General features: G+C 52.9%; 17 protein-coding genes. 16 read left to right on the forward strand and 1 reads right to left on the reverse strand.

Going from position 1 to position 16532, the window contains the following annotated elements:
• The first annotated feature begins 140 nt into the window (after positions 1–140).
• The 6 genes from UF64_RS13325 to UF64_RS13350 all read left to right on the forward strand — a co-directional run bounded on the left by UF64_RS13325 (position 141) and on the right by UF64_RS13350 (position 6323).
• Positions 141–1319, forward strand: coding sequence for a D-alanyl-D-alanine carboxypeptidase family protein (locus tag UF64_RS13325; protein ID WP_044829106.1), 1179 nt, complete (start codon positions 141–143; stop codon positions 1317–1319).
• Positions 1316–1972: a dTMP kinase gene (tmk, locus tag UF64_RS13330; protein WP_044829107.1), complete on the forward strand. Its 657-nt coding sequence runs from the start codon at positions 1316–1318 to the stop codon at positions 1970–1972. The genes UF64_RS13325 and tmk overlap by 4 nt, the downstream gene beginning before the upstream one ends.
• Before the next feature lie 7 nt (positions 1973–1979).
• Positions 1980–3086 (forward strand): DNA polymerase III subunit delta', encoded by a 1107-nt coding sequence (locus UF64_RS13335; RefSeq protein WP_044829108.1) that lies wholly within the window; start codon positions 1980–1982, stop codon positions 3084–3086.
• An 86-nt stretch (positions 3087–3172) separates the two neighbouring features.
• The gene (gene metG, locus UF64_RS13340) at positions 3173–4738 is read left to right on the forward strand and encodes a methionine--tRNA ligase (protein WP_044829204.1); all 1566 of its coding nucleotides are present in this window, start codon (positions 3173–3175) and stop codon (positions 4736–4738) included.
• Positions 4735–5547 carry a TatD family hydrolase gene (locus UF64_RS13345; protein ID WP_044829109.1) on the forward strand — a complete coding sequence of 271 codons (813 nt, stop codon included), beginning with the start codon at positions 4735–4737 and terminating at the stop codon, positions 5545–5547. Before metG ends, UF64_RS13345 begins: the two co-directional genes overlap by 4 nt.
• Positions 5548–5549: 2 nt before the next feature.
• The gene (locus UF64_RS13350; RefSeq protein ID WP_044829110.1) at positions 5550–6323 is read left to right on the forward strand and encodes an MBL fold metallo-hydrolase; all 774 of its coding nucleotides are present in this window, start codon (positions 5550–5552) and stop codon (positions 6321–6323) included.
• A 396-nt stretch (positions 6324–6719) separates the two neighbouring features.
• Here UF64_RS13350 and UF64_RS13355 read toward each other — a convergent pair whose 3' ends face one another.
• Complete coding sequence (locus tag UF64_RS13355; protein ID WP_044829111.1) at positions 6720–7550, reverse strand: amidohydrolase; 831 nt, start codon at positions 7548–7550, stop codon at positions 6720–6722.
• A gap of 235 nt (positions 7551–7785) precedes the next feature.
• On the opposite strand from UF64_RS13355, the gene UF64_RS13360 reads away from it, so the two are divergent.
• The 10 genes from UF64_RS13360 (at position 7786) to UF64_RS13405 (ending at position 16529) form a co-directional block, all read left to right on the forward strand.
• The gene (locus UF64_RS13360; RefSeq protein WP_082049766.1) at positions 7786–9111 is read left to right on the forward strand and encodes a sugar ABC transporter substrate-binding protein; all 1326 of its coding nucleotides are present in this window, start codon (positions 7786–7788) and stop codon (positions 9109–9111) included.
• Between the two features lie 110 nt (positions 9112–9221).
• Positions 9222–10118, forward strand: coding sequence for a carbohydrate ABC transporter permease (locus UF64_RS13365; RefSeq protein ID WP_044829206.1), 897 nt, complete (start codon positions 9222–9224; stop codon positions 10116–10118).
• A 3-nt stretch (positions 10119–10121) separates the two neighbouring features.
• The gene (locus tag UF64_RS13370) at positions 10122–10988 is read left to right on the forward strand and encodes a carbohydrate ABC transporter permease (protein ID WP_044829112.1); all 867 of its coding nucleotides are present in this window, start codon (positions 10122–10124) and stop codon (positions 10986–10988) included.
• A 4-nt stretch (positions 10989–10992) separates the two neighbouring features.
• Positions 10993–12078, forward strand: coding sequence for an ABC transporter ATP-binding protein (locus UF64_RS13375; RefSeq protein WP_044829113.1), 1086 nt, complete (start codon positions 10993–10995; stop codon positions 12076–12078).
• 9 nt (positions 12079–12087) lie between these two features.
• The gene (locus tag UF64_RS13380; protein ID WP_044829114.1) at positions 12088–13206 is read left to right on the forward strand and encodes a mandelate racemase/muconate lactonizing enzyme family protein; all 1119 of its coding nucleotides are present in this window, start codon (positions 12088–12090) and stop codon (positions 13204–13206) included.
• On the forward strand, positions 13203–13532 hold the full coding sequence (locus tag UF64_RS13385; protein WP_044829115.1) for an L-rhamnose mutarotase: 330 nt from the start codon (positions 13203–13205) through the stop codon (positions 13530–13532). Before UF64_RS13380 ends, UF64_RS13385 begins: the two co-directional genes overlap by 4 nt.
• A complete protein-coding gene (locus tag UF64_RS13390) occupies positions 13525–14580 on the forward strand; it encodes a Gfo/Idh/MocA family protein (protein WP_044829116.1) in 1056 nt (351 codons plus the stop codon). The genes UF64_RS13385 and UF64_RS13390 overlap by 8 nt, the downstream gene beginning before the upstream one ends.
• A complete protein-coding gene (locus UF64_RS13395) occupies positions 14573–15019 on the forward strand; it encodes a MaoC/PaaZ C-terminal domain-containing protein (RefSeq protein ID WP_044829117.1) in 447 nt (148 codons plus the stop codon). Before UF64_RS13390 ends, UF64_RS13395 begins: the two co-directional genes overlap by 8 nt.
• On the forward strand, positions 15016–15330 hold the full coding sequence (locus tag UF64_RS13400; protein WP_044829118.1) for a UxaA family hydrolase: 315 nt from the start codon (positions 15016–15018) through the stop codon (positions 15328–15330). Before UF64_RS13395 ends, UF64_RS13400 begins: the two co-directional genes overlap by 4 nt.
• A complete protein-coding gene (locus UF64_RS13405; protein ID WP_044829119.1) occupies positions 15327–16529 on the forward strand; it encodes a UxaA family hydrolase in 1203 nt (400 codons plus the stop codon). The genes UF64_RS13400 and UF64_RS13405 overlap by 4 nt, the downstream gene beginning before the upstream one ends.
• Positions 16530–16532 lie beyond the last annotated feature (3 nt).

The following is a 16532-nucleotide window of genomic DNA, read 5'->3' on the forward strand; positions in this document are numbered from 1 at the left end:
GAAAAAAGCTGGTTATGCTACCGCTTTAACGCACTGACCATGCGGTGTTGCACAATTCTGCCGAATTTGCGACATAAGCAAAATAGCGGATACACCGGGTCCCGGTGGTTAGAGAATTTAATTAACAGGGTTTGAATGCCATGACTTTTATGCCGCCAGTTCCGTTCAAAAACACTCTGAACCGGGTAGTGGCCGGGGCCGTTATTCTTGGCTCCGTCATGGCAATGTCGATGACTTCCGCAAGCGCACAGGCAATCGAGACCAATGCGCGCGAAGCTTTCATTATGGATTTTGATACCGGGGCCGTGTTGCTCGACAAGGAAGGGGATACCCTGACCGAGCCAGCCTCGATGACCAAAATGATGACCGTCCATATGCTGTTCAAGTATATCAAGGACGGTCGTGTTTCCATGGACGACACTTTCCACGTCAGCGAGAAAGCCTGGCGCAAGGGGGGATCGAAAATGTTTGTCGAGGTGAACTCCAACGTTTCGGTGTCTGACCTGCTGCACGGTATTATCGTCCAATCCGGCAATGACGCGGCCATCGTGGTTGCCGAAGGCCTTGGCGGCTCGGAAGAAGCCTTTGCGGAAGCCATGACCGAGGAAGCGCGTGCGATCGGCATGACCAAGTCAGTCTTTAAAAATGCCACCGGTTGGCCGGCAGAAGGACACCTTGTCACGGTTCATGATCTAGCGATCCTTGCCCGCGACACCATCCGCAACTTCCCGGATCTTTACGAGCTCTATTCCGTCAAGGAATTTACCTATAACGGCATCCGCCAGCCAAACCGCAATCCGCTTCTAGGAACCAGTGCCGGCGTTGATGGCCTTAAAACCGGTCATACCGAAACAGCGGGTTACGGCCTTACGGCCTCGGCCGAGCGCGATGGCCGTCGCCTGATTATCGTTGTCAACGGTTTGGACTCTGTGCGTGAACGTCGCACGGAATCCCAGAAGCTCCTTGATTGGGGTTTCCGCGAGTTTGATAACTATGACCTGTTTGGCGAAGGTGAAACTGTCAGTTCCGCAAATGTCTGGCTTGGCTCGGAAACCAAGGTTGATCTGGTTGCCGACAAGGACATTCTTCTGACCCTGCCGCGCAGTGCAAGCCGCGACATGAAGGTTTCGGTCGTTTATGACGGACCGGTACCGGCCCCGATCACACAGGGCGATCAGATCGCAACGCTCAAGGTCGAAGTTCCCGATCAGGACACCATTGAGTTCCCGCTTTATGCCGCACATGATGTCGGACGCCTTGGCTTTGTCGGCCGCATCGGTGCTGCAATCAAATACCTTCTCTGGGGGGCAAACGGGTGACATCGAAGCCCGGTTTGTTCATCAGTTTTGAAGGCGGTGAAGGCAGCGGCAAATCCACCCAGATACGCCGTCTGGAAAAATGGTTTCGCGATCAGGGCAAGGATGTTGTGGTCACACGCGAACCTGGCGGATCGCCAGGTGCAGAGGAAATCCGCAACCTTCTTCTGACCGGGGATCCGGGCCGTTGGGATGCCGTCACAGAAGCACTATTGATGTTCGCATCGCGCCGCGATCATGTTGAGCGGACCATTCGCCCGGCCCTTAATGACGGCAAGGTTGTTCTCTGTGATCGATTTGCCGATTCATCGGTGGCCTATCAGGGCTACGGGCATGGCCTTGGCGCGGAATATATACGCAACCTCTGGAAGCTTGCGATTGGTGACTTCAAGCCCGATCTGACCCTGATTTTTGATCTGCCGATTGAGCTTGGCCTTGAGCGCGCCGGGGCACGTTTTGCCAATGTCAGCGCTGCCGAGGATCGCTTTGAACGTATGGGCCTGGAATTTCATCAACGCCTGCGCGATGGTTTCCGCGAAATTGCATCCGATGAAGCCGAGCGCTGCACCGTCATTGACGCCAGCGGTGACGTTGAGGCCGTCAGTGCACGCGTGATTGCCGCTGTGCAAAGCCGAATTGCCGGGCAGGGGGCCTGAACTCGATATGGCCAAGGACGACCTTCCCGAAGAAGAAAACCCGTTTGAACCCCGCCGTAATGACGCGCTTCTGGGGCATGAAGAGGCCGAAAAGGTCATTCTCGATGCCTGGAACAGCAAACGCATGCATCATGCCTGGTTGCTGTGCGGCCCCAAAGGGATCGGCAAGGCGACACTGGCCTATCGCATGGCGCGCTTTATCCTGTCTGGCGGCGGCCAAAATGGCGGTGCGGGGCTGTTTGGCGATCAGAGTGATGGCCTTTATGTTGATCCCGAAGATCCGGTCGCACGGCGTATTGCCGGTGGCGGGCACGGTGATCTCAAGGTTGTTGAACGCCAGTACGATGACAAGAAAAAGCGCCTGCAGGGTGAAATCACGGTGGCCAATGTGCGTACTGTTGGAAATTTCATGTCCAAGACCTCTGCCGAGGGGGGCTGGCGAATTGTTATTGTCGATGCGGCTGATGAGCTGAACCGCAACGCGGCCAACGCAATCCTCAAGGTTCTCGAAGAACCGCCATCAAACGCGATGATGATCCTGATTGCGCATCACCCGGGGCGGCTGTTGCCAACCATACGCTCGCGCTGCCGGCGCCTTAACCTTGGTCCGCTTGAAGATTATCAGGTTGTCGATCTTCTGGGTCGCTATTGCCCGGAGATGGACCTTGGTGCGCGGGACGCGCTATCTGGTCTGGCAGAGGGCAGCATCGGGCGCGCGCTTCAACTTCATGATGTTGGCGGGTTGGAGCTTTATACTGAGCTTGTCGATATCATCGCGGCACTGCCCAGCGCAGATGTCGCAGCCCAGCACAAGTTTGCGGAACGATTTTCACCCGCTGACAAGGATGCAGCCTTTGCCACCATCACCGAACTTCTGCATTGGTGGCTTGCCCGCATGATCCGCTTTGCCGCCACAGGGCAGGCGCCCCGCGAGGTCGTTGAGGGCGAATTGCCCGCCATGCAACGTATGGCAGCCGCGCAACCGCTTGATCAATGGCTGGAGGTATGGGAAAAGATCAACGAACTGATGGGCGCGACCCGCGGTTTGCATCTTGATCGCAAGCAGGCCTTGTTGAATGCATTCTTCATGCTTGAAGAAACCATGCGAACCTGACATCACTGCCCACATACCGAAATTATGACCATCACGGCCCATTTCGGGCCGTTTTGTTTCACGACTTGCGCGAAGGATTTGCGATCATGACCGGGCACAAACAGCCCTATTACATCACGACACCGATCTATTACGTCAATGACAAGCCCCATATCGGCCATGCCTATACCACGCTTGCCTGTGACGTTCTGGCCCGCTTCAAGCGCCTGGACGGTTATGACGTGATGTTCCTGACCGGAACCGATGAACATGGTCAGAAGGTCGACAAATCGGCCGCGGCCAAGGGCATTGATCCGCAAACCTTCACCGATCAGGTGTCGCAGAACTTCCGCGATCTGGCCGTTCACATGAATTATTCGAATGATGACTTCATTCGCACCACGGAAGAACGTCACAAGAAGGCCTGCCAGGCGCTTTGGAATACATTGCTTGAAAAGGGCGAGATTTATCTTGGTTCCTATGATGGCTGGTACTCGGTCCGGGATGAGGCGTTTTACGCCGAAAAGGAACTGATCGAAAAAGACGGCGAAAAAATCGCGCCGACCGGTGCACCGGTCGAGTGGGTGTCAGAGCCGAGCTATTTCTTCAAGCTTTCTGCCTGGCGCGACCGTCTGCTGGAATTCTATGAGCAGAACCCGGATTTCATCGCACCGCAGTCGCGCCGTAACGAAGTGATCAGCTTTGTGAAGGGCGGCATGCATGATCTTTCGGTCTCACGCACCAGTTTCAAATGGGGCGTTCCGGTCCCGGGTGATGAAGATCATGTCATGTATGTCTGGCTGGATGCGCTGACCAACTATCTGACCGCCATTGGCTATCCCGATGCGGATCCGGCCAAGCTTGAAAAATACTGGCCGGCAGACCTTCATATGGTCGGCAAGGATATCCTGCGCTTCCACGCCGTTTATTGGCCGGCATTCTTGCTGGCAGCTGGTATTCAGCCGCCCAAGCGAGTCTTTGCCCATGGCTGGTGGACCAACGAAGGTCAGAAGATCTCCAAATCGATCGGCAACGTCATTGATCCATACGATCTGACAGAAAAATACGGTCTGGATCAGACGCGTTACTTCCTGATGCGCGAAGTGCCGTTTGGCAATGATGGCGACTTTGCCCATCGTGCCATGGTCAACCGCATGAACAGCGAACTGGCCAATGACCTTGGCAATATGTGCCAGCGCGTGTTGTCGATGATCCACAAGAACTGCAACGCGGCTATCCCGACACCAGGCGCGTTTACCGATGCAGACAAGGAAATCCTCGGCAAGGCGCATGGCATGCTTGATACCGTGCGTCCGCTGTTTGACGAACAGGCCTTTAACAAGGGGCTTGAAGCGATCTGGAGCCTTGTTGGCGATGCCAACCGCTATGTCGATGAAATGGCGCCATGGGGCCTGAAAAAAACCGATCCGGCACGCATGGAGACGGTTCTCTATGTTCTGGCCGAAATCATTCGCCATGTCGGTATTCTTGTTCAGCCGATCATGCCGGACTCGGCTGCGAAGATCCTTGATCTTCTGGTGCTGGGCGATGATCAGCGTGGCTTTGAAGCACTTGGCCCGGACAATGCCCTCAAACCGGGTTCGGAAATTCCGAAACCGGCCGGTGTCTTCCCGCGCTATGTCGAGACCGAAGACGAAGGAGAGAAGGCATGAATGTCGCCCTTGTCGACAGCCACTGCCATCTGGACTATCCGCAATTCTCCGATGATCTGAGCGGAACGCTTGCGCGCGCCAAAAATGCCGGTGTCGGCATGATGGTCAGCATCGGCGTCAAACTGACGACCTTTGACAAGGTTCGCGCGGTTGCCGAGCAATCCGATCATATCTATTGCACGATTGGCGTTCATCCACACGAAGCCGGCGAGGAGGGGCTTTCAAGCCCCGATGCCCTGATCGCAAAGGCATCCGATCCCAAAGTCATCGGCATTGGCGAAAGCGGACTGGATTATTTCTATGACAACTCCCCGCGCGATGCGCAGCAGGAAAGCTTCCGGGCACATATCGCGGCATGTCGTGAAACCGGTTTGCCCTTGATCGTGCATACGCGCGACGCAGACGATGACACGATGGATATTCTTGAAGAAGAGTATGAAAAGGGGGCGTTTACCGGCGTCATTCACTGTTTTTCTAGTTCGGCCATGCTGGCACAGCGGGCGCTCAAGATCGGGTTCTATATTTCCTGTTCGGGTATTATTACCTTCAATTCAGCCAAGGAAATCCGCGCAGCACTTGAAGATGTGCCGCTGGACCGGTTGTTGGTGGAAACCGATGCGCCGTATCTGGCACCAGTGCCCAAACGTGGCAAACCGAACGAACCCAGCTATGTCGCACACACAGCTGCCAAACTGGCAGAAATCAAGGGCGTTACTGTCGGAGAGATCACACAGATTACGACCGATAACTTCTTCACACTGTTCACAAAGGCAGATCGTAGAAATCTGCTGGCGCTGGGAGCTGAGTAACGGTGACCAAAGTAACCATCCTTGGCTGCGGCTCCTCAAACGGTGTGCCATCGGTTGGCCTTGGATGGGGCAAGTGTGACCCGGACAACCCGAAAAACCGGCGTTTGCGAAGCTCGATCCTGATTGAGGAAGCCGGCAAGAAGATCCTTGTCGATGTAACGCCGGATTTTCGTCAGCAGGCATTAACGCACAATATCAACCATGTTGATGCGATCCTGTTTACCCATTCGCATGCAGATCACGTGCATGGCATTGATGATGTGCGCTGGCTGAATGTCGCGATGGAACGTCCGATCGATATCTATGCCAATGCGCAGACGATCTCGGACATTGATCATCGCTTCAATTACGTCTTCACGCCGCTGCCGGAAGGCGTTGAGTTCTATTTCAAGCCGGTTTTGATCCCGCATGTCATCACAGGATCGATCACGCCAGCAGGGGTCCCGATAACGGTTTTCTCCCAAGATCACGGTTATGGCGAGACACTGGGCTTTAAAATAGGGAAGTTTGCCTATTCAACCGATGTGGTGGAATTCCCCGAAGACTCCAAACAGCATCTCTATGATCTGGATGTCTGGGTGGTGGATTGCTTGCGCCATCGTCCACACAACACGCATGCACATCTCGAAAAACTTCTGGGCTGGGTCGAGGAATTCAAACCCAAGCAAGTCTACATGACCCACATGAGCATCCAGTTCGACTACGCACAGGCGATGGCCGATACGCCAGATAACGTCGAACCGGCTTATGACGGCCAGGTTATTGAAGTGAATTAAGCGTCAAAGACGCCAGAGGTGAGGTCAGCATATCATCCTCCAACACCACACCAGTAAGTTCTAAATAGTGCTATTTCGGGTTCTGTTGCTATTCATTTTGGGCGCGTTGATAGTGAAGAAGTGTAAGCCATAGGCTCACTTCTTCACTATCAACGTGCAATTATTCTATCCAATTCGTGTTGCCTTTTAAATTTTCCCAAATTGTTGCGTTGAACTATATGCTCTAACCTTTGAAATATCAAAAAATGCTCTCGATTTAAGTGAGGACCTGACCATGGAGCAGGCATTTTACCCTGTTGCTGGGTTGATTTGTAAACCGAGACAAAGTGGCACGCCTTTGGTCCCAATAATAATAGATACGACACTTAAATGCGCATATTTGGAGGTCTCAAAGAACTATAGGGACCAAATTCGCTTTGCGTTCTCTGACGCGAAAGCAGCCCTTTCCGAGGTTGATGTCCCTTCGATCAGTGCTTGAGTTGTTGCCATCCATTGATCAAGCGATGAATTCAGCGTGCATACCGGGCTGTCAGACCCCCACACAACACGGTTCCATCCGAAACACTCTATAATATGCTCGAAGTAAGGGCGTAGGGTGTCAATCGTCCAGTCTGGCTTAGCATAGGCAGAGATACCAGAGATCTTCACATTCACGTTTGGACGTTCCGATAGTGTCGTAATTGAGCGCTCCCAATCATCAAAGCCATCTCCTGCGATGTCTGGAACGCCACAATGATCCAGTACAAAAACGGTATCCGGGCAGGCATCAACGAGTTCACATGCCAAAGGAATCTGACGTTGTAGAACGCAGATATCGAATGGCAACCCCATGTTGCCAATCTTGCGCACATTTTCCCGGAACAAGTTGCTTTGTGACAACTCGTCCGGAACAACATGCAATACGCGCCGAATGCCTTTCACAATCGCAAGATCAAGGCGTTCAAGAAACGTTTCGCAATCCTTCGATTCCGGTCTAGCCGAGGAAACCGCGCCTAGCAGCAAACTGTTCGGCTTGGCCATAAGTTCACCAATGAACGCGTTTTCAGTTGCAATATCATTTGGTGCACAGTCCACTTCCATGTGGAGCACACCTTGTATGCCAATGCGTTTGGCTGTTGTTTCATAGTTCTCAAACGTCCAGTCGCGATCCAGTGCAGGTACGTCTTTAAGCCAGGGGTAGGTAATCCGGTCGCGGGCAACAAGGTGCAAATGTGTGTCGATGAACATGACGTTTCCTTATTTCGCTGAACATTCTTCGAAACGCCCGAGGTGAACGTGCGGAGCAATGTCATAGCAATCTTAGGTTTTTTCAGCATTAAGGCGATTTCTTATGGAGTTCACCTTGACTCACCATAGAAGTCAAGTTTACATATAAAACAATCTTCCGAATATGAAAGTCTCGTCAAAAATGACCTCGGAAGTGAAACTCGGTCCAGAAAACCGTTTCCTAGGGAGGAATACAATGAAAACGTTATTATGCGGTGCATCCCGTGCCGCGATTGCAACGGCATCAATTGCCGCAGCGGTTTGCGCATTCGGCCCGGCGCAGGCGGCTGAGTTTGATGGTGTTACAATCGAAGCCAAGTTGATCGGTGGCCAGCAATACGAAGCACTGTATGCCCGCATTCCGGAATGGGAAGCGGCAACCGGTGCAAGAGTCAATGTCATCTCGATAAAGAACCATTTCGAGCTGGACAAGGAGTTCAAATCCGACATCGCAGCTGGAACGACCAGTTGGTGTGTTGGTTCGAACCACTCATCCTTTGCGTCGCAATATCCAACCCTGTACACGGATTTGTCCGACTTGATCGCAGAAGATGTGGTTGCGGAATTCGTCCAGGCCAATATCAAAGCGGCAACTTTTGACGGCAAACTCGTGATGTTGCCACGTGCGCAGTTCGATGTATCGGCCCTTTACTATCAGAAAGATATTTACGAAGACGCAGAGAAGGCAAAAGCCTTCGAAGCCAAGTTCGGATATCCGTTCGCGGTGCCGGAAACCTGGACCGAAGTCAAAGATCAGGCGATATTCTTTGCAGATCCGCCAAACTTCTATGGCACCCAGTATGCCGGGAAGGACGAGGCGATTGTCGGTCGCTATTACGAAATGGTCGTCGCTGAAGGTGGCAAACTGTTTAACGACGATTTCTCGCCGGCCTTCAATTCCGAAGAAGGCAAGCGCGCTCTTCAGTGGTTTGTTGACCTTTATAATGCCAAAGCCGTTCCCGCCGGTACGACCAATTATCTTTGGGATGACCTCGGAAATGGCTTCGCGTCAGGCACTATTGCCTTAAACCTGGACTGGCCGGGCTGGGCCGGTTTCTTTAACGATCCGGCAGCATCGATAGTTGCAGGCAACGTTGGTGTTGCACCGGCACCGAAAGGTTCCGCAGGTGTTCGTACCGGTTGGTCCGGTTTCCATGGCTTTTCCGTCACGCAGGATTGCGAGAACAAAGAAGCGGCAGCATCATTGGTCGACTTCCTGACTAACGAAGAAAGCCAGAAGGTTGAAAGCGCAGCAGGCCCATTGCCAAGCCGGACTGCCGTTTGGGATTATGTCTCGGAGCAGGCAAAGGATGATCCGTATCGTAGCGAAGTTCTTGCTGCGTTCAAGGAGACTGCTGCCACTGCCTTTGCAGTCCCGCCAACTCCGTTTTGGATCGAAGCCACCAACCTGATTTATCCAGAACTTCAGGCCGCTATTTTGGCTGACAAGACGGTCGATGAAGCACTTCAAGATGCTTCAGATGCTGTTAACGACCTAATGCTGGAAGAGGGCGTCTATTAAGACATCCTGAAATCTGGGTGGTGTGATCCATGGGATTGCACCATCCCACTTCACCAATAATCAGACTGAAATGCATGGAGTTGTTCCATGCCGATCCACGGGACATTCTGATGAAGCGTTTAAAGCTCCCGCCATGGTTGGTTCTTTTGATGCCAGCCATCATTATTCTATCGGCTGTTGTGCTGATACCACTGCTTTTGTCACTGTATTCAAGTTTCACATCCTATCGCCTGACCCGACCAGATAGCCTGTTTAACTGGATCGGGACGTTCAATTATGAAAAGGCCGTAACTGACGCCAAATTCTGGGCAGCATTTGGCCGGACGGTTTTGCTGTTGGCGGTTGCCTTGAATCTGGAAATGCTTTTGGGCCTTAGTCTGGCATTGATGATTTCAAAGGTCACACGTGGTCAACGCGCACTGCGCACCATGATGATGTTCCCGATGATGTTCTCGCCGATCCTGGTAGGCTTTCAGTTCAAGTTCATCTTTAATGACAATGTCGGCTTGGTAAACAATGCCTTGCAGTCGCTTGGCGTTACGGACACCGCCATTCCCTGGCTGGTCGATGGCAAGCTTGCGATGTTTTCAATCATTTTTGCCGAAGTCTGGACCTCTACATCGGTGTTCGGGATTCTCATTTTGGCCGGGCTTTATGCCATTCCGCGTGATCCGTTGGAAGCCGCCAAAGTCGATGGTTGCACGCCGTTCCAGTCGTTCCGTTTTGTAACGCTGCCATTTCTGATGCCGTTCATATACATCGCAATGGCCATCCGGTCACTGGATGTCGCACGTGCCTACGACATTGTGCAGATCATGACCAATGGTGGACCTGCGCGGCGCACCGAACTGCTTTGGACGCTGATTGGTCGAACTGGTTATGTCGATGCGCGCATGGGCTATGCCAACGCGATGGGATATGTCTCAATCTTTCTGGCGATCTTCTTCACCATCTATTTCTTTAAAAAACTGCAAAGCGCTCGCAAAGAGCTCGGAATGGGGGTGTAAGTCATGGCTAGCAAAATCAATCATCGCGCACGCCATGTTGCCCTAAAATGGTCGCACACTGCTGGCCTTTTCTGCGCCATGATGGTGCTGTGTGTTCCGGGGCTCTGGATCGTACTGAACTCGTTCCGTCCAACCGTGGAGATCATGGCAAAACCGCCGGTCTGGATCCCCAACAATCTTAATCTTGATCATTACCGGGCCATGTTTGGCGGGATTGGCGAGGGCAGCGTGCCTGTGCTGACCTATTTCACCAACTCGTTGATCATATCGGTGACCTCAACAGTGATTGCCATCCTGGTCGGTATGGCAGGCGGATATGCATTTGCGCGATACAAGTTCAAATTCAAGGGCGGCATTTTTGTTGGCCTGATGGTGACCCGTGCTGTGCCGGGCGTTGCACTTTCTCTGCCATTGTTCATCCTGTTCGCCCGTATCGGCATCATTGATACCCATATCGGGATGATCCTTGCCTACGTGGCCCTGAATGTACCGTTCACGGTTTGGTTGATCGACGGATTCTTCCGCCAGGTTCCACCGGAACTGGCCGAAGCCGCTGAAATTGATGGTTGTACCCGTTGGCAGGCCTTTTGGCGGGTTGAGTTCCCCGTGGCCCGTTCCGGGATCGCATCGGCTGGTATCTTTGCCTTCCTGACATCATGGAATGAATATGCGTTGGCGGCGCAGTTAACCCGTTCAACGACATCTAAAACCATGCCCGTCGGGCTTCTCGATTTCACGTCTCAATTCACCCTGAATTGGGGTGGGATGTGTGCGCTTGCGGTTTTGATGATTATTCCCGCGCTTATCCTCACATTCCTCGTGCAGAAACACCTCATTGCCGGCCTTACTTTTGGCGGCGTGAAAGGATAATAAAATGGCTCAGGTCCATCTTCGCGACGTCGTCAAAAAATACGGCACGCTTGAAGTTGTTCACTCTATCAATCTCGACATTGCCGACGGCGAATTTGTTGTTCTTGTTGGTCCGTCCGGATGTGGTAAATCCACAACGCTGCGCATGGTTGCCGGCCTTGAAGGGATTTCAGGCGGCGAGGTTGCTATTGGCGATCAGGTTGTAAATGATTTGCCGCCGCGTGAACGAAACATCTCCATGGTGTTCCAGAACTACGCGCTTTATCCACATATGACGGTCCGAGAAAATCTTGGTTTCTCGCTGAAAATCGCCAAATATTCTCAACCGGATATCGACAAGTCAGTGGATGAAGCGGCCCAGATATTGTCCCTGACACCACTGCTGGATCGCAAGCCTGGTGCATTGTCTGGCGGCCAACGTCAGCGCGTCGCAATGGGGCGCGCGATTGTACGTCATCCCGAAGTATTTCTGTTTGATGAACCGCTTTCCAACCTTGATGCCAAACTGCGCACCCAGATGCGTGTCGAGATCAAGAAACTTCATCAGAAACTGAAATCGACAATCATCTATGTCACGCATGACCAGGTTGAAGCCATGACCTTGGCTGACCGCATCGTGATCATGCGTGACGGCCATATCGAGCAGGTTGGTACACCTCTTGAAGTCTTTGAAAACCCGGTAAATACCTTTGTCGGGACGTTTATTGGCTCTCCGCCAATGAACTTGTTGGACGGCGTCATCAAAGATGATGCGATCACATTCCAAGACGGCAGTAGTCTGCCCATCCCCCCCGGATATGATCTTCAGGAAGGTCAGGCAGTAACCTTTGGGGTGCGTGCAGACAACATCATGCCGGTCGGCCACGCCTTACCAAGTGGTGATCACATGGCCGAGGTCGAGATGACTGTTGATCTGACAGAGCCGCTCGGCACGGAAACTCTTCTGTTTGCGGCACTCGCAGGTACAGAGGTCCAGGCTAAAATGCTTAATCCGCGCCCAGTTCAAAGTGGCGAGCGCATGATCTTCCAGGTCATGCTCGACAAATGTCACCTGTTTGACGCCGAAACTGGCGCGACGCTTCGGAAGTGAGCTTGATCAATGGCGCGCATTACTTCTGCACATGCCTTTATGGTCGATCTGGAACCGAAGGTCGTTCGCACTGATGCCATTCAGTCATTCAATTCACAGGAAACGATTTTTGTTGTTTTGCGTGACGTGGATGGGGCTAATGGAACAGGGTACAGCTACACCATCGGCGATGGCGCCCCCGCAATCCTCTCGCTTTTAAAAGAAACGCTTCTGCCACGGTTGATGGGGCAGGATGCGGATCGGATTGAAGCAGTTTGGCGTGATTTGCTGTTCTGCTCGCACGCAACGGGTGTCGGGCCGATCATGTCACTGGCACTGGCGGCAATTGACACTGCCCTTTGGGATATGCGCGGACGCAAGACTGGTTTGCCGCTTCACATTCTGGCCGGCGGGGCCAAATCATCAGTTCCAATGTACACGACCGAGGGGGGATGGTTGCATCTATCCCCCAAGGACCTTGTCGATGACGCATTGGAGTCACGAAAAGCCGGTTTTCTTGGATCCAAGGTAAAAATTGGAAAACCAACGGTCGCCCAAGATGCAGAGCGCCTCGAAGCCGTGCGCACCGCGCTGGGCGATGATTACGAAATCATGACAGATGCAAACCAGTCAATGACATCGGGAGAGGCCAAACGTCGTCTACCGATGCTCGAAAGGCTTAATATTGCATGGTTTGAGGAACCACTTCCGGCGGATGACATCGCCGGACATACCCGGCTTCAACGCCAGTCCCGTGTTCCGGTTGCAGTTGGCGAAAGCATGTATAGCCCCGGTCAGTTTGCCGATTATATTGCCCAAGATGCTTGTGAGATTGTACAAGCTGACGTCGCTCGCATCGGCGGGATTACGCCTTGGCTAAAAGTCGCTCACCTGGCCGAGGCGCATAACATTGCAATCTGTCCGCACTTCCTCATGGAACTGCATGTAAGCCTTGTCTGTGCCGTGCCCAACGCGCCATGGCTTGAATATATCCCACAACTTGAAGATATCGCAGCCCCGATGGAACAGGACGGTGGCAATGCCATCGCACCGACGCAACCGGGCCTCGGGATCGAGTGGGATCACGATAAACTCACCTCACTAACGGTTGAGGGAAGCGCATTTGAAATCATGGAGGCCAGCCAATGACCCGTCATGGACAATTGATCGGCATAGGGGCCAATGCCATCGCCGAATACAAAGCATTGCATGCGGCGGTTTGGCCCGGGGTGCTCGCCAAGATTTCCCAATGTAATATCCGCAACTATTCGATCTTCCTCAAAGAGCCCGAAAACCTGCTTTTTGCCTATTTCGAATATGTCGGATCAGACTTTGAAACTGACATGGCGAAAATGGCAGCTGACCCGGAAACCCAGAAATGGTGGTCAGTTTGCATGCCCCTGCAGCGCCCTTTGGACAGCCGGGCAGAGGGTGAGTGGTGGTCGGAAATGCCGGAGGTATTCCATCATGACTGAGTTACGCCAAACTGTGGAGATGCCGCAAAAGGCAATACCGGTGGTCATTTTTGGGGCCGGTTCAATTGTGACCGATGCCCATCTGCCCGCATACCGTGATCTGAATATTCCAGTCGTCGGCATCTATGATCCTGATCTTGAAAAGGCGCGAGACGTTGCGAAAAAATGGGGTGTCGCAAACTTTACAACGCTTGACGACGCCGCAAGTCAGGGATCAGTTGTGTTTGATCTGGCTGTGCCGCCCCAGGCAATCGCCGACCTGCTTGAAAAGCTGCCGGACGGTGCCGTTGCGATCATCCAGAAACCGCTCGGGTCCGATTTGACGGAGGCCGAGCGGATCATTTCCGTTTTGCGCCGGAAAAACATCAAGGCAGCGGTTAATTTTCAGCTTCGTTTTGCCCCGATGTCTCTTGCGCTAAAGGATGCGATCCGCAAGAGACAACTAGGAGAAATCGTTGATTTTGATGCGTGGCTGGCACTTCATACGCCATGGCATCTATGGGCATTTCTTACCAACTTACCGCGTGTCGAGATTCTTCTGCATTCCATCCATTATCTGGACTTCGTGCGCGATTTGATGGGCAATCCGAACGGGGTTCACGCCCGCACGATAGGGCACCCGTCATCTACGGTTTCAAACACCCGCAGCGCGATCATGCTCGATTACGGTGAGACTGTCCGCTGTAATCTTTCAATCAACCATAACCACGCCTTTGGCCGCAGGTTCCAGGCTTGCGAATTCCGGATCTGCGGCACAAAAGGTGCCGCCTATATGAAGATGGGTGTCAATCTTGATTACCCGAAAGGCGAACCCGATGAGCTCTGGCTGAATACCGACGGAGAGTGGCGACAAATCGACCTCGTCGGTAACTGGTTCATTGCAGCATTCCGCGGACGTTTCGCACAGGTACAGCGCTTTGCTGCTGGTCTTGATGACGTACTCGAAGGATCTGCTGAAGATGCGTGGCACACCATGGCACTGGTAGAGGCGGCTTACGAAAGCTCGGCCATACCAATGCACCCGATCAAGGAGGCTCCTGATGCTTGAGCAAATCAAATATTACGAAGACTATGAGATTGGTGAGGGGCGCAAGACGGTTGGCCGCACCATAACAGAGACCGACTTCGTGGTTCACGCAGGTCATTCCGGTGACTTTTTCCCACATCATCTTGATGAAGAATTCTGCAAGACACTGCCGTTCGGCAAACGTATTGCTCATGGCACGATGGTTTTCACGATTGGTGTCGGTCTCACAGCCACGATCATCAACCCGGTTGCTTTTTCTTACGGTTATGACCGGATGCGGTTCGTGAAACCGGTCTTTATCGGCGACACGATCACCTCAAAGGTTGAAATTATCGCCAAGGAGGTGATGGAAAAACGCCCCGGATACGGGCGGGTGACCGAACGCCTTAGCGTGACCAAGCAGACTGGGGAAACCGCGCTTGTTGCGGACCATATTTACATGGTGGAGATGAAGCCATGACGAACCCGTTCCTGCATCTGCATCCCGAAGACAATGTGCTTGTTGCGCGAGCCACAGCCTTAGCCGGAACAGAAGTCCGTCTGCAGAAAATCACTGCAACGCTTGGTCAGTCTATCCCGCTTGCCCACAAGATTGCCTATCGCGACATCGAAGCCGGTGAACACATCCTGAAATACGGGATGCCCATTGGCATCGCAACCGAAAACATCGCGGCCGGTACGCATGTGCATATTCACAATATTCGCTCGGCATATACACCGACGCATGCCCTTCAGGACGCGAACGGTCAAAGCCCGGAGACGTCAAAATGACAGAACAATTCCAAGGATACCTGCGCTCTGACGGACGTAAGGGAATACGCAATACGGTAGTTGTCGCCTATCTGGTTGAGTGCGCTCATTTTGTCGCATCAAAGATAGTTGCCGGTTTTGAAGATGAAGACGTCCAACTGATTGGTTTCCCGGGCTGTTTCCCAAATGAATATGCCGCACGCGTGATGGGGCAATTGTGCACTCATCCTAATGTTGGAGCGGTTCTATTTGTCTCCCTTGGCTGCGAAAGCTTTGACAAGGTAAGGGTATCAGGGACCGTGGCAAGGACCGGACGCCCTGTTGAAACACTTGTTATACAACGGTCCGGAGGAACCGCGAAAACCGTTGAAACCGGTCGTTTCTGGGTGCGTTCTGCGTTGGAAGAAATCGCAAATGTTGAACGTGCCCCAATGGGGGTAGACGAGTTGGTCATTGGGACGATCTGTGGCGGCTCGGACGGGACTTCAGGTATTTCTGGTAACCCGGCTGCAGGCAAGGCTTTTGATATTCTGATCGGCGAGGGTGCTGCTTGTATTTTTGAAGAAACCGGCGAGCTGATCAGCTGTGAGAATATTATGGCGGAACGCGCAAAAACGCCCGAACTCGGCGAAGAACTGCGCGCTGCTGTTCAGAAGGCGGAACGTTATTACGCAACGCTTGGATATGGATCGTTTGCCGCTGGCAATGCCGCAGGTGGGCTTTCCACGATCGAAGAAAAAAGCCTCGGCGCCTATGTCAAATCCGGTGACAGTCAGATTTCAGGGCTGATCAAACCCGGCGATGTACCACCCAAAGGTGGGCTATACCTCATGGATGTTGTGCCCGACGGTGAGGTCCGGTTTGGTTTCCCCAATATTTCGGACAATGCCGAGATTGTCGAGATGATCGCAAGCGGTGCGCATATGACACTGTTTGTGACTGGTCGCGGATCCGTGGTCGGGTCAGCTATATCGCCCGTTATCAAGATTTGTGCAAACCCCGATACTTATCGTGCGCTTGAAGACGACATGGATGTGAATGCCGGCGACATCATCGAAGGCAATCGGTCGATTGCCGAGGTTGGGCAGGAAATCCGTGATTTGGTTGTTTCCGTCGCCAAGGGGGCACAAACCAAATCCGAGGCCCTTGGCCATCGGGAGTTCATTCTGACTTATAAATCATTCGATCCAATCGGGCCGTCGTGCCTGCCTGCGATCTAAGGA

This window comes from Thalassospira sp. HJ, assembly GCF_000948415.1.
Lineage (GTDB): Bacteria > Pseudomonadota > Alphaproteobacteria > Rhodospirillales > Thalassospiraceae > Thalassospira.

Coding starts and splice junctions, on each gene's coding strand:
- UF64_RS13385 (WP_044829115.1), top strand. CDS start 13,203: ATGACCCGTCATGGACAATTGATCGGCATAGGGGCCAATGCCATCGCC.
- UF64_RS13390 (WP_044829116.1), top strand. CDS start 13,525: ATGACTGAGTTACGCCAAACTGTGGAGATGCCGCAAAAGGCAATACCG.
- UF64_RS13360 (WP_082049766.1), top strand. CDS start 7,786: ATGAAAACGTTATTATGCGGTGCATCCCGTGCCGCGATTGCAACGGCA.
- UF64_RS13380 (WP_044829114.1), top strand. CDS start 12,088: ATGGCGCGCATTACTTCTGCACATGCCTTTATGGTCGATCTGGAACCG.
- UF64_RS13335 (WP_044829108.1), top strand. CDS start 1,980: ATGGCCAAGGACGACCTTCCCGAAGAAGAAAACCCGTTTGAACCCCGC.
- UF64_RS13405 (WP_044829119.1), top strand. CDS start 15,327: ATGACAGAACAATTCCAAGGATACCTGCGCTCTGACGGACGTAAGGGA.
- UF64_RS13395 (WP_044829117.1), top strand. CDS start 14,573: ATGCTTGAGCAAATCAAATATTACGAAGACTATGAGATTGGTGAGGGG.
- UF64_RS13370 (WP_044829112.1), top strand. CDS start 10,122: ATGGCTAGCAAAATCAATCATCGCGCACGCCATGTTGCCCTAAAATGG.
- UF64_RS13345 (WP_044829109.1), top strand. CDS start 4,735: ATGAATGTCGCCCTTGTCGACAGCCACTGCCATCTGGACTATCCGCAA.
- UF64_RS13365 (WP_044829206.1), top strand. CDS start 9,222: ATGAAGCGTTTAAAGCTCCCGCCATGGTTGGTTCTTTTGATGCCAGCC.
- UF64_RS13375 (WP_044829113.1), top strand. CDS start 10,993: ATGGCTCAGGTCCATCTTCGCGACGTCGTCAAAAAATACGGCACGCTT.
- UF64_RS13355 (WP_044829111.1), bottom strand. CDS start 7,550: ATGTTCATCGACACACATTTGCACCTTGTTGCCCGCGACCGGATTACC.
- metG (WP_044829204.1), top strand. CDS start 3,173: ATGACCGGGCACAAACAGCCCTATTACATCACGACACCGATCTATTAC.
- UF64_RS13325 (WP_044829106.1), top strand. CDS start 141: ATGACTTTTATGCCGCCAGTTCCGTTCAAAAACACTCTGAACCGGGTA.
- UF64_RS13400 (WP_044829118.1), top strand. CDS start 15,016: ATGACGAACCCGTTCCTGCATCTGCATCCCGAAGACAATGTGCTTGTT.